The sequence below is a fragment of the Micromonospora costi genome (genome assembly GCF_003626655.1).
In the GTDB taxonomy this organism is placed as follows: domain Bacteria; phylum Actinomycetota; class Actinomycetes; order Mycobacteriales; family Micromonosporaceae; genus Micromonospora; species Micromonospora costi.
The window spans coordinates 101,102-113,968 of sequence record NZ_RBAN01000004.1; the positions used below are offsets into that span (position 1 = coordinate 101,102).

Here is a 12,867-nt window from a genome sequence, read left to right on the forward strand (position 1 = left end):
GCACGGCCCTCACCGGGCCGCCGCCTCGACCAGCCGCCGCGCCGCCCCCGGATGGCCCGCCCAGTGGGTGTGCAGGTACGACGCGTGCACCCCGCCCGACACGAACCCGTGCGCCGCGCCGTCCCAGCGCCACGCCGGCCGCTCGCCGTGACCCGGGTCGGTCACCGTGCGGTGGAACTCGTGGCCGCGTACCGGCTCGTCGGCGCGGGTGATCGGGGAGTCGGTGGCCGCGACCGCCTCCCGGTAGCCGAGGGTGAGGGTGCCGGTCATCCGGGCGGTGAGGTCGAGCCTCCCGCACATCGGCACGCCGTCCAGGGCGCGGCCGAGGTAGAGCAGGCCCGCGCACTCGGCCACCACGGGCCCGGGGAAATCGGCCAGCTCGGCGCGGAGCGCCGCGTTGGCTGCCAGCTGCTCCGCGTACGCCTCGGGAAAGCCGCCGCCGATCACCACGGCGCCGGTGCCGGCGGGCAGCGCCGGGTCGCGCAGCGGGTCGACGGTGACGACGCGCGCGCCGGCCGCCGCGAGCAGCTCGGCCGTCTCGGCGTACGAGAAGGTGAAGGCCGCGCCTCCGGCCAGCGCGACCACCGGGCGGGCAGCGCCGGCGGGGCCGCCCACGGCCGCGACCGGATCCCAGGCGGGCACGGTCAGCGGCGGCGCGGTGGCCGCCAGGGCGAGCACGGCGTCGAGATCCACGGTGGACGCGACGAGGTCGGCGAGCGCGGTCACCACGGCGACGGACTCCGGGGCGCGCTCGGCGACCGGCACCAGGCCGAGATGGCGTGACGGCGCCGCGACCTGCGCGGCCCGGGCGACGGCACCGAGCACCGGCACACCGGCCTCGGCCAGCGCGTCGCGCAGCAGCCGCTCGTGCCGGGGCGAACCGACGCGGTTGAGGACCACCCCTCCGAGTCGCACCCGGGGGTCGAACGCGGCCATGCCCAACGCCAGCGCGGCGGCCGACCGGCCCTGGGCCGTCGTGTCCAGCACGAGCAGCACCGGTGCCCCGATCAGCCGGGCCACGTGCGCGGTCGAGGCGAAGTCGCCCCGCCCGACCGCGCCGTCGTGGAGCCCCATCACACCCTCGACCACCGCGATGTCGGCCGGCGTCGGGGTCGACGCGCCGTGCCGCAGCAGCGGCGCGATCCGCTCCTCCCCCACGAGCCACGGGTCCAGGTTGCGCCCGGGCCGGCCCGCCGCGAGCGCGTGGTAGCCGGGGTCGATGTAGTCCGGACCCACCTTGTGCGGGCTCACCGTGAGGCCGCGGCGGCGCAGCGCGGCGAGCAGCCCGGTGGCCACCGTCGTCTTGCCGTGCCCGCTGGCGGGCGCGGCGACCACCACCCGGGGCAGCGCCCACGGAGCGGCGGGGCCCACCGGCGGGTCTACCACTCGATGCCCTTCTGCCCCTTCTGGCCGGCGTCCATCGGGTGCTTCACCTTGGTCAGTTCGGCGACCAGGTCGGCCGCCTCGACCAGCCGCGGGTCGGCGTCCCGGCCGGTGATCACGACGTGCTGGAACCCCGGGCGGTTCGCCAGGGTGTCGACCACCTCGTCCACGTCCACCCAACCCCACTTCATCGGGTACGTGAACTCGTCGAGCACGTAGAGCCCGTAGCGCTGCGCGGCCAGGTCGCGCTGGATCTGCCGCCACCCCTCGAGCGCGTCGGCGGCGTGGTCGGCCCCGTCGCCCCGCTGGATCCAGGACCAGCCCTCGCCCATCTTGTGCCAGGTCACCGGGGCGCCCTGGCCGGTGCGCTCGTGCACCTCGCCGAGCGCCCGGAACGCGTTCTCCTCCCCCACCCGCCACTTGGCGCTCTTCACGAACTGGAACACCCCGACCGGCAGTCCGGCCGTCCAGGCCCGCAGCGCCAGCCCGAACGCCGCGGTCGACTTGCCCTTCATCTGTCCGGTGTGGACGACGAGGAGCGGGCGGTTACGGCGCTGCCGGGTGGTGAGCCCGTCGGCGGGTACGTGGGACGGCTTTCCCTGCGGCATCAGAAAACGCTCCTTCGAGGTCGAGCCCCCGCTCCGTCCCCCGCTCCCGCCCCGGCCTGAGCCCCCGCGATCTTGCACTTTGTGCCCTCGGTTTGCCCCGTTGAGGTCGATATGCCGGGGCCGAAACTGCAAGATCGCGGAGCGGTGGGGGGCGGGGTGCGGGGCGCGGGGGGCTGGGTTGTCAGGGTTGTCAGGGTTGTCAGGGGGTTGAGGGGGGCGTTCAGGGTTGTCGCGAGGCGGGCGGCCAGGTTGAGGCGTACCGGGCCGGACTCGCAGTCGACGACCACGCACGGGGCGCCGGTCGCGGCGAGCACGGCCGCCGCGCGGTCGGCCCGGTCCAGCGGGCGCTCGCCCGCCGTGGCCCGCCCGTCGGTGAGGACCAGCACGAGCGGACGGCGTTTCGGGTCCCGCAGCCGCTCCAGCCGCAGCAGGTCGGCGGCGGCGAGCAGGCCCTCGGCGAGCGGCGTGCGACCACCCGTCGGCAGCTCGGCGAGCCGGGCCGACGCGGCCAGCACCGACGAGGTGGCCGGCAGCAGCGTCTGCGCGCCGGTGCCGCGGAAGGCGATCACGGCGACCTTGTCCCGCCGCTGGTACGCGTCGGTGAGCAGCGCGAGCACGGCGCCCTTGACCGAGGCCATCCGTTGCCGGGCCCCCATCGACCCGCTGGCGTCGACCACGAACAGCACGAGGTTGCCCTCGCGCCCCTCCCGGACGGCCTCGCGCAGGTCCGCGGAGCGCAGCAGCAGCGGCCCGCCCCGGCGGCCCCGGGCCGCCTGATGGGGGGCGGCGGCGCGGACGGTGGCCGGCAGGTGCAAGGCGCCCGCCCGGCCGCCGGACGGCACGCGGGCGCCGGTGGTGCGGCCGCGACCTGTGCGGGCCCGGGAACGCCGCCCGGGCACCCCGTCGCCCACGCCGGGAGCGGTGAGCAACCGGGCCCGCAGGCCACCCACGGGTACGGCCACCGCCTCGGCGGCACCGGGACGCGCGCCGGCCGGCCCGGCGGCGCGGGTGTTCCCCGGTCCGTCCACCGTGCCCGGGTCACCGCCGCTCTGACCGGAACGGTCCGACCCGGCGTCCGCGGCCGTGTCCACGCCGGACGGGCCGGGGCCGCCCTCGGCCGAGCGCCCCAGATCGGCGTACGGGCCGGCGTCGGGGTCCGCGTCGTCACGCCCGGCCGGCGGCCGGCCGCCACCGCCTCCACCGTCACCGCGACGGCCGCCGTTTCCACCACCGCGCGGGTCACCGCCCTCGGGGCCGCCCGCACCGTCACCGCCGCCGCGCGGATCGCCGCCGTCGGGGCCGCCGGACGGCCCGCCCGGCGGATCGTCGTCGGGATCCTCGCCGCCGGGCCGGTCCAGTGCCTCGTCGAGCCGCTTCTCGTCCAGCCCGGGGGTGTCGAACGGGTCCCGGCGGCGCCGGTGCGGCAGGGCCAGCCGGGCCGCCACCCGTACGTCCTCGACGCCCACCCGGTCACGGCCGTGCCAGGCGGCGTGGGCCATGGCGGTGCGGGCCGTCACGATGTCGGCCCGCATCCCGTCGACGTCGAACGCCGCGCACACCTCGGCGATCTGCCGCAGCGCGCCGTCGGGCAGCAGCACCCGGCCGAGCCGGTCGCGCGCGGCGGCCACCTGCCGGGCGACGTCCGCGTCGGCGTCGGCCCAGCGGGCCGCGAAACCGGCCGGGTCCGCGTCGGCGGCGAGCCTGCGGCGGACCACCTCGGCGCGGACCAGCGGATCCCGGCTCGCACCCACCTCGACGGTGAGCCCGAACCGGTCCAGCAGCTGCGGACGCAGCTCCCCCTCCTCCGGGTTCATGGTGCCCACCAGGAGGAACCGGGACGCGTGGCTGACCGAGACACCCTCCCGCTCGACGTGGCTGCGGCCCATCGCCGCGGCGTCGAGCAGCAGGTCGACCAGGTGGTCGTGGAGCAGGTTGACCTCGTCGACGTAGAGCACCCCGCGGTGCGCGGCGGCCAGCAGGCCCGGCTCGAACGCCCGTACCCCCTCGGCGAGGGCCTTCTCCAGGTCCAGCGAGCCCACCACCCGGTCCTCGGCGGCGCCCACCGGCAGTTCCACGAGCCGGGCCGGCCGCCGCTGCGCGGACGCGTCGGCGGGGTGCGGGCCGTCCGGGCAGCCGGGGTCGGGCGCGTCCGGGTCACACGCGAACCGGCAGCCGGCCACCTGGTCGACGGGGGGCAGCAGGGCCGCGAGGGCCCGCACCGCCGTGGACTTGGCGGTGCCCTTCTCGCCGCGGACGAGCACGCCGCCGATCGCCGGGCTGACCGCGTTGAGCAGCAGGGCGAGGCGCATGTCGTCCATGCCGAGCACCGCGCTGAACGGAAACGTGGTCATGCCCGGTCCTCCAGGTCGCCCTCGCTCGTCAGGTACGTCTCGCGCAGCCGGTCCAGCGTGGTCGGGTCCGGTTCGGCCCACAGCCCGCGGTCGGCGGCCTCCAGCAGCCGCTCGGTGATGCCGCGCAGCGCCCACGGGTTCGACTCGGCGAGGAAGTCCCGGGTGGTGGGGTCGAAGACGTACGCGGCGGCCAGCTGCTCGTACATCCAGTCGTCGACGACGCCCGCGGTGGCGTCGTAGCCGAACAGGTAGTCCACGGTGGCCGCCAGTTCGAACGCGCCCTTGTAGCCGTGGCGGCGCATCGCGGCGATCCACTTCGGGTTCACCACGCGGGCCCGGAACACGCGCCGCGTCTCCTCGCCGAGCGTGCGAGTGCGTACGTCGTGCGGCATCGCGGAGTCACCCACGTACGCGGTCGGCGCCGCCCCGGTGAGGTGGCGGACCATCGCCACCATCCCGCCGTGGTACTGGAAGTAGTCGTCGGAGTCGACGATGTCGTGCTCGCGGGTGTCCTGGTTCTTCACCGCCACGGCGATTCGGGCGAAGGAGCGTTCCATGTCGACGCGCGCCTCACGCCCGTCCAGCCCGCGGCCGTAGGCGTACCCGCCCCAGACCGCGTACACCTCGGCCAGGTCGGCGTCGCTGCGCCAGTTCCGCGCGTCGATGAGCGGCAGCAGGCCCGCGCCGTACGCCCCCGGTTTCGAGCCGAAGATGCGGGCGGTGGCGCGCCGCTCGTCGCCGTGCTCGGCCACGTCGGCGGTCACGTGCGCGCGGACGTAGTTGCGCTCGTGCGGCTCGTCGAGGGCGGCCACCTGCCGGACCGCGTCGTCGAGCAGGGCCACGACGTGCGGGAACGCGTCCCGGAAGAAGCCGGAGATGCGGACGGTGACGTCGACGCGGGGCCGGCCCAGCTCGGCGAGCGGCACCACCTCCACACCGGTGACCCGGCGGGACCGGTCGTCCCACGTGGGCCGGCAGCCGAGCAGCGCGAGGATCTCGGCGATGTCGTCGCCCTGGGTCCGCATGGCGCTGGTGCCCCAGACGGTGAGGCCCACCGAGCGGGGGTACGCGCCGGTGTCTGCGAGGTGCCGGGCCAGCAGCGAGTCGGCGAGGGCCACGCCCACGTCCCACGCGTTGCGGCTGGGGATCGCCTTCGGGTCGACGGAGTAGAAGTTGCGGCCCGTGGGCAGCACGTTGACCAGGCCCCGGGTGGGCGAGCCGGACGGACCGGGCGGCACGAACCGGCCGTCCAGTGCGGCCAGCGTGTGCGCCAGCTCGTCGGTGGTGCCCGCGAGCCGGGGCACCAGCTCGGTGGCGGCGAACCGGAGCACCGCGGCGGCGTCCGGGTCGTCCCGGCCGGTCACCTCGGCGACCACCGCGTCGACGTGGTCGGCGTCCCAGTCGACGGTCTCCATGCCCACGACCAGCCGCCGGGCCAGGGCTTCGATGAGGTCGACCGCGTCGGCGGCGGTCACCGCCGGGCCGTCGACGGCGTCGGTCAGCTCCGCGGGTACGGCCAGCCGCTCGCCGGGCGTGGCGAGCAACGCCGCCTCGTCCAGCCCATAACCGGCGGCCAGTGACTGCCGCAGGCCCGGCAGGGCGCGGCTGCCGCCCCACACCTGCGGGGCGCGCAGCACGGCGAGGACCAGGTTGACCCGCGCCTCCCCGGTGGGGGCGGCGGCGAGCACGTGCAGGCCGTCGCGGATCTGCACGTCCTTGACCTCGCAGAGGTACCCGTCGAGGTGGAGCACGAAGTCGTCGAAGTCATCATCGGCGGGCATCTGCTCGGTGTGCAGGTCGTGGTGCAGCTGGGCGGCGCGGACGAGGTCCCAGATCTGCGCCCGCACGGTCGGCACCTTGGCCGGGTCGAGGGCCTGCACGGTGGCGTACTCGTCGAGCAGCTGCTCCAGCTTGGCCAGCTCGCCGTACGTCTCGGCGCGCGCCATGGGCGGCACCAGGTGGTCGACCACCACGGCGTGCGCGCGGCGTTTGGCCTGGGTGCCCTCACCGGGGTCGTTGACGATGAACGGGTAGACCAGCGGCAGGTCGCCGAGGACGGCGTCCGGGGCGCAGTCGGCGGCGAGCCCGAGGCCCTTGCCGGGCAGCCACTCCAGGGTGCCGTGCTTGCCGAGGTGCACCACGGCGTCGGCGCCGAAGCCGCCGTCGGCGGGCCGCGCGGCGAGCCACCGGTACGCGGCGAGGTAGTGGTGGCTGGGCGGCAGGTCGGGGTCGTGGTAGATCGCGATGGGGTTCTCGCCGAAGCCGCGCGGCGGCTGGATGAGCAGCACCACGTTGCCGAAGCGCAACCCGGCCAGCACGATGTCCCCGCCGTCGGTGTAGAGCTCGCCGGGCGGCTCGCCCCAGTGCGCCCGGATCCGCTCGCGCAGCTCTGCCGGGATGTCGGCGAACCAGCGCCGGTAGACCTCGCCGGGCACCCGCGCCTCGGCGGCGGCGAGCTGTTCCGGGGTGAGCCACTCGACGTCGTGCCCGCCGGCGGCGATCAGCGCGTGGATCAGCGCGTCCCCGTCGTCGGGCGGCGGCGCGTCGCCCAGGTCGTAACCCGCTTCGGCGAGCGCGCCGAGCAGCCGCACCGCCGAGGCGGGTGTGTCCAGGCCCACCGCGTTGCCGACGCGGGAGTGCTTCGTCGGGTAGGAGCTCAGCACCACGGCCAGCCGCTTGTCCGCGTTCGGCAGCCGCCGCAGCCGGGCCTGCCGCACCGCGATGCCGGCCACGCGGGCCGCGCGTTCGGCGTCGGCCACGTAGACGGACAGGCCGTCGGCGTCGATCCGCTTGAACGAGAACGGCACCGTGATGATCCGCCCGTCGAACTCCGGCACGGCCACCTGCATGGCGGCGTCCAACGGGGTCAGTCCGGCGTCCGAGCCGGCCCACTGCTCGCGCGTGCTGGTCAGCAGGAGCGCCTGGACCACCGGTACGTCGAGCGTGGCGAGCGCGCCGACGTCCCAGGCGTCCTCGTCGCCGCCCGCGGAGGCGTCCGCGGGCACCGTGCCGCCGGCGGCGAGCACGGTGACCAGCAGCGCGTCGCAGCGGGCGATGAGTTCCATCGGGCCGCTGCCGGCGGTCAGCCCGCGCAGCGAGCCGCAGTAGACCGGCAGGGCGTTCGCGCCGGCCGCCTCGACGGCGTCGGCGAGCGTGTCGACGAAGGCGGTGTTGCCGGCCAGGGCGTGCGCCCGGTAGAAGACGATCCCGACCGTGGGCCGGTCGGGGTCGGCGGCCCGGTCGCCGTGCACACCGTACGTCGGCGTCGGGGCGGGCGGCGCGAAGCCCTCGCCGGTGAGCAGGACCGTGTCGGAGAGGAACCCGGCCAGCTGGGCGAGGTTCTCCGGGCCGCCCTCCACCAGGTACGCGAGCGCCTGGGTGGCCACCCCGGCCGGCACGGTCGACGCGGCCATCAGCCCCGCGTCCGGCGCCGACTCGCCGCTCAGCACGACCGTCGGCACGCCGGAGGCGAGCACCGCGGCCAGGCCGTCCGGCCACGCCGGACGACCACCGAGCAGCCGTACGACGGCGAGGTCGACGCCGTCGAGCAGTGCGGGCACGGCATCGGCGTCGAGCCGCGCCGGGTTGGCCAGCCGGTAGTCGGCGCCGCTGGCCCGGGCGGCCAGGAGGTCGGTGTCGGACGTGGACAGAAGCAGGGTGCGCACGGGGTGGCTCCGGGAGGTGACGACCGGGCCGCCGCTACGGGAGACCGGTCGGAGGGAGGGGGTTCAGCGGGACGCTGCTCCGGCTCGGCGCGGCGGCGAGGTCGGGCCGCGGGCCGGCCGGGACGCGTCGGGGCGGCGTACGGTCAGCGGGAGGCGCGGCCGGGCGCGACGGCGCCGCCGGGCGGGGTGTGTCCCGGCGGCACGACGGCAGGGGTGACGGCGCGGCGGCGCCGGGATGCGGGTCGGCCGCGGCGATCGCCGGCGGCACGGTGGACGCGGTGCGTCATCGGGTCCTCCTCGGGTGTCCACGCCCTGGGGTACGTCCCGACGGCCGAAGTATCCTGGCTCCCGGATCGACGCTCACCCCCGGCCTTCCAACCGTGCACGCACGGCCGTGACTCACGAGGGGGGATCGCTCCCCGGTGACAGTGGCGGGACCGCGCCGGAATCGCACCGGCTTCCTTCACTGCCGTCAGGCCGCGAATGCTGCCACACCCGTCCCGGCCGGTCAACGCCGCCCCCGGGCCGGCTCCGACCGCCAATTCCATCCAAGTACCTCGATATCGAGCCCGCGGCTAGGATCAACCGTCGACGGGAAGCGTCCACGGTCGATCCAGGGGGTTCGCCATCATCGGCATGCGGTTCCACCATCTCGCCGGGCGGGTGTGGCTCTGCCCCGGCGACCCCGACCCGGCCGCCGTGCAGGCGAGCGTGGCGCTGGTGGTCGACGAACGCGGCAGCGTGCTGGTCGACGCGGGGCAGAGCCCGGCGCACGCCCGCGAGATCCGCGCGGCGCTGCGCGAGGCGGGGCTGCCCGAGCCGCGCTGGCTCGTGTACACCCACCACCACTGGGACCACGTGTGGGGCGCCTGCGCCTGGCCCGAGGTGGAGATCGTCGGGCACGTGACCGGCGCGGAGCTGCTGCGGGCGGAGGCCGCCCGGCCGTGGAGCCATCGCTACCTGCGCGAACAGGTCCGGGCCAACCCGCGCCTCGCCCCGAGTTTCCGGGCGCGCGCGTTCGCCGTGGACTCGTGGGACGGTTTCGCGGTGCTGCCGCCGACGCGGACGTTCACCGACTCCGACGAACTGCCGGTCGGCGTGCTCCTGCGCCACGTCGGCGGCCGGCACGCGCCGGACTCGACCGTGGTGCTGGTGCCCGACTCCGGCGTGATGCTGCTCGGGGACAGCTTCTACCCGCCGCCCGCGCACCTGCGCGAGCCGGACGACGTCCCGGACCTCGCGCTGGTCCGCCGGCTGCTCGACGACGACTACGAGTGGTACGTCTCCAGCCACGCGGAACCGATGACCCTCGCGCAGGCCCGGGCGGAGGTCGGCGCCGGCTGACCGCGGCCGGCCGACGTCCGAGTGCGCGGGTCAGCGGGCCCGGCGCTCCGGGTGGGCCCGGTTCCAGGCGCGCATCCGCTCCGGGTAGCCGGTGCGGGCCGCCTCGTACAGCGGGACGGCGTGCCGCCGCGCGATGGCCGCCGCCGCGCGGGGCGAGCCGGTGCGGCGGCGGATCCACTCCCCGTCGTACGCGACCGCCACCACGGTCGTGTCGGTCGCGGTCGTCTCCGGTTCCAGGTAGAACTCGACGCCCCGACGGCTGGCGACGAACGCCTCCAGCGCGGCGAGGTCGTCCCGGGTCGCCTCCCGGTCGAGCTTTGTCGGGGTCCCGTCGCCTGCCCGGGACCGCCGGTTGAACCAGCCCATGCCCGGCTCCTCTCCCTCGGCGTCCCTCCAGTGCAGCACCGTTACCTGACAACAGGCTGCGAGCTGGATGGGAGGGCGCTGACCGCCGGCGCCCGGGGATAGGGTCGTGCGGTGCCCGGTGAGCGCGAGGCGGCGGCGCGGAACAACGCCGAGTGGTGTGAGATCGTCTGCGCGAGTCACGGCCTGCCCGGCCGCACCGACGCCGACGCCTGGTCGGTGCCACACCGCTCCCCGCGCTGGTATCCCGACGCCGTGACCCTGCGACCCGGCGTCGCCGCGGAGGCGCTGCTGCGCCGGATCGACGCGGGCCCGGGCGCGTCGGTCAAGGACAGCTTCGCCGACCTCGACCTCCGCCCGTACGGCTTCCGGGTGCTCTTCGCCGCCGAGTGGATCCATCGCCCGGCCGGCCCGCCGCCCGCGGACCGCCCGGCGGCCGTGCCCGGGCCGTCGCTGACGCCGGTGACCGCGCCCGACGGGCTGGCCGCCTGGGCGGCGGCCCACGGCGGGGCCGAACTGTTCCGCCCGGCGCTGCTGGCCGACCCGCGGGTGACCGTGCTCGCCCGGTACGCCGACGACGGCGCCGTGGCCGGTGGCGCGGTGCTCAACCGCGGGGGCGGGCCGGTGACCGGCGTCTCCAACGTGTTCGCCACCGGCGGCGACGCGACGGGTCTCTGGGCGGCTGTCTGCGCCGCCGCGGGCGGGGCCGCGCTGGTGGGCTACGAGTCGGGCGACGACCTCGTGCCGGCGCTGCGGGCCGGCTTCGCCGCCGCGGGGCCGTTGCGGGTCTGGGTACGCGACTGACGCCCCCTCGCCCGCTGCCGGCCCGGTCCGGCGCCGCCGCGCCCGGGCTGGTGTCGTGATGAGCGGGAGTACCCCCGTGCCCGCGCCGGCTTCACCCGAGCCGGGCCAGATCCTCGGGCGTGAGCCGCAGCGCCCCGGCGGCGACGTTCGCCACCAGGTGCTCCGGGTCGCCGGTGCCGGGAATGGCGAGCACGTGCGGGCCCTGGTGCAGGGTCCACGCCAGCCGCACCTGGTGGGTGGTGGCCCCATGGTCGCGGGCCACGGCCTGCACCGCCGCGTTCTCCTCGCCGGCCGCACCCGCCTCCCGGCGCGTGCCGGCCAGCGCGAAGAACGGCACGTACGCGATCGCCCGTTCGCCGCACAGCCGGACGAAACCGTCATCCTCCCGGTACGCGTCGACGCCGTACGCGTTCTGCACGCACACGACCGGGGCGATGTCGCGGACCTCGTCGAGGTGTTCGGGGCGGGCGTTGGCGAGCCCGAGGTGCCGGATGACGCCGGCGTCGCGCAACTCGGCCAGGGCCCCGAAGCGGTCGACCAGCGGCACCGGGTTGGGGCGGCGGTAGAGCCGCAGGTTCACGAGGTCGAGGTGGTCGCGGCCGAGCCGGCGCAGGTTCTCCTCGACCTGGGCGCGCAGCTGCGCCGGGGTCTGCGCCTCGCTGAAGCCGCGGTCCGGGTCGTACCCGGGGCCGACCTTGGTGGCGATCAGCAGATCCTCGGGGTACGGGGCGAGGGCCGCGCGGATCAGCTCGGTGGCGTACCGGGCCGGTCCCGTGCCGACCTGCAGCGTGCCGCCCGGCGAGACGTAGAAGGCGGCGGTGTCGACGTGGTTCACGCCCAGCTCCACCGCGCGGCGCAGGACGGCGACGGCCCGGTCCCGGTCCGGGTGGGCGGTGATCCGCATGGAGCCGAAGCCCATCCGGTTGACGGTGCGGTCCCCAAGGGTCCAGGTGCCCGCGGCGGCCGCGGTGATCTCGTCGGTAGGCATCCGGCGACCCTAGCCAGCGGTGGACGGCAGCGCAGTCGGCCGCGCACCCGATACCGCCGGAGGCCGGCAGCGGCTAGCTTTGATGGTGGACGCGTCGGGCTCAGGCCCGCTCGGCGGGGCGGGGCGGACGCATCACCGGCACCAGCGCGAGCGTCGGCACCAGCAGCAGCGGCACCACGAGCAGCGCCTGGAGGGTGCCCACCCGGTCGCCCAGCATGCCGAGCAGGGGCGGGCCGCCGAGGAACGCGGTGTAGCCGATCACAGCCACCACGCTCACCCGTACCGGGGCCTTGTCCTCCTCGTCGGCGGCGGCGCTCATGCCCACCGGGAAGCCCAGCGACGCGCCGATGCCCCAGAGCGCGACCCCGACGATGGCCACCGGGCCCGAGCCGGCCAGGACCGCCAGGGCGGCGCCGGCGGCCGCGAGCACGATCGTCGCGGCCAGCACCCGCACCCGGCCCCACCGGTCCAGGGCGATCGTGCCGGCGGTACGGCCGAGCGTCATGCCCACCACGAAGACACCGAACACCGCCGCACCGGCCGCCTCGCTGAGATCGTGACCGTCGACGAAGGCGACCGCCAGCCAGTCGTTGGCGCTGCCCTCGGTGAACGCCATGACCAGCACCAGCAGGCCGATCAGGAGGGTGCGCGGCTCCCGCCAGGCGGCCAGCAGTGCCCGCCGCCGGCCGGCCGCCCCACCCTGCTCCGGCCCGTCCGACCCGTTCGCCGGCAGCGGCAGGAAGAGCCGCGCGCCGAGCAGCGTGCCGGCCAGGACCACGACCGCGACGGCGGTCAGGTGCGTGCCCATCGGAACGTCGAGGCGGGCGGCGCCCGCGCCGAGCCCGGCCCCGGCCACCGAGCCGAGGCTCCAGGCGGCATGGAAGCGGGGCATGATCGTACGTCCGAGCCGCCGTTCGACCGCCGCGCCCTCGACGTTCATCGCCACGTCGCAGGTGCCCGAGCCGTAGCCGAAGGCGAACAGGCCGGCGGCGACCCCGACCACCGAGCCGCTGAGGCCGGCGGCCAGCCCGGCGCCGGTGACGCCCAGGGCCACGACCACCGTGGAGAGCGCGACCGTGCGGGCGGCTCCGAGGCGCTGGCTGACCAGGCCGGCCGTGGGCATGGCGAGCAGGGCGCCGGCCGACATGGCGAGCAGGAGCAGCCCCAGCCGTCCGGCGCTGAGGCCCAGGGCCTCGCGGGCCGCGGGCACCCGGGAGAACCAGGTGGCCACGGCGAGCCCGTTGAGGGTGAACACGAGAGCCACCCCGTTCCGGGCGACCCGCACGACCCTCGGGGCGGCCGTTGTGGTCGCCGGGTCGACGGGGGACGCGGTAGCGGCACTCACGGGGATCTCTGCCCTT

General features: G+C 76.4%; 8 protein-coding genes, 1 pseudogene and 1 riboswitch. Of the genes and pseudogenes, 2 read left to right on the top strand and 7 right to left on the bottom strand.

Annotation, left to right across the window (positions count from 1 at the left end):
• Positions 1-9 precede the first annotated feature (9 nt).
• The 4 genes and pseudogenes from D7193_RS22325 to cobN form a co-directional block, all read right to left on the bottom strand.
• Positions 10-1,386 (bottom strand): cobyrinic acid a,c-diamide synthase CobB, encoded by a 1,377-nt coding sequence (locus D7193_RS22325; RefSeq protein WP_241563290.1) that lies wholly within the window; start codon positions 1,384-1,386, stop codon positions 10-12.
• Complete coding sequence (cobO, locus tag D7193_RS22330; protein WP_120781514.1) at positions 1,380-1,991, bottom strand: cob(I)yrinic acid a,c-diamide adenosyltransferase; 612 nt, start codon at positions 1,989-1,991, stop codon at positions 1,380-1,382. Before cobO ends, D7193_RS22325 begins: the two co-directional genes overlap by 7 nt.
• A 185-nt stretch (positions 1,992-2,176) precedes the next feature.
• Positions 2,177-4,342: pseudogene (locus D7193_RS22335) on the bottom strand (VWA domain-containing protein); the annotation flags it as partial.
• Positions 4,339-8,007 carry a cobaltochelatase subunit CobN gene (gene cobN, locus D7193_RS22340; protein WP_120781515.1) on the bottom strand — a complete coding sequence of 1,223 codons (3,669 nt, stop codon included), beginning with the start codon at positions 8,005-8,007 and terminating at the stop codon, positions 4,339-4,341. The gene cobN and the pseudogene D7193_RS22335, both read right to left, overlap by 4 nt.
• A gap of 312 nt (positions 8,008-8,319) precedes the next feature.
• A riboswitch (cobalamin riboswitch) is annotated at positions 8,320-8,496 on the bottom strand.
• A gap of 147 nt (positions 8,497-8,643) precedes the next feature.
• Here cobN and D7193_RS22345 point away from each other — a divergent pair.
• Positions 8,644-9,351 (top strand): MBL fold metallo-hydrolase, encoded by a 708-nt coding sequence (locus D7193_RS22345; RefSeq protein WP_120781516.1) that lies wholly within the window; start codon positions 8,644-8,646, stop codon positions 9,349-9,351.
• A 30-nt stretch (positions 9,352-9,381) separates the two neighbouring features.
• On the opposite strand, the gene D7193_RS22350 is transcribed toward D7193_RS22345, so the two are convergent.
• The gene (locus tag D7193_RS22350) at positions 9,382-9,717 is read right to left on the bottom strand and encodes a hypothetical protein (RefSeq protein WP_120781517.1); all 336 of its coding nucleotides are present in this window, start codon (positions 9,715-9,717) and stop codon (positions 9,382-9,384) included.
• 111 nt (positions 9,718-9,828) lie between these two features.
• Between D7193_RS22350 and D7193_RS22355 the strand changes: the two genes are divergently transcribed.
• Entirely contained in the window at positions 9,829-10,518 is a 690-nt protein-coding gene (locus tag D7193_RS22355; protein WP_120781518.1) for a hypothetical protein, read from the top strand.
• A 91-nt stretch (positions 10,519-10,609) separates the two neighbouring features.
• Here the strand turns inward: D7193_RS22355 and D7193_RS22360 are convergent, their stop codons facing one another.
• Both D7193_RS22360 and D7193_RS22365 read right to left on the bottom strand, forming a co-directional pair.
• Positions 10,610-11,506 (bottom strand): aldo/keto reductase, encoded by an 897-nt coding sequence (locus D7193_RS22360; protein WP_120781519.1) that lies wholly within the window; start codon positions 11,504-11,506, stop codon positions 10,610-10,612.
• A gap of 100 nt (positions 11,507-11,606) precedes the next feature.
• On the bottom strand, positions 11,607-12,851 hold the full coding sequence (locus tag D7193_RS22365; RefSeq protein ID WP_120781520.1) for an MFS transporter: 1,245 nt from the start codon (positions 12,849-12,851) through the stop codon (positions 11,607-11,609).
• Positions 12,852-12,867: the final 16 nt, after the last annotated feature.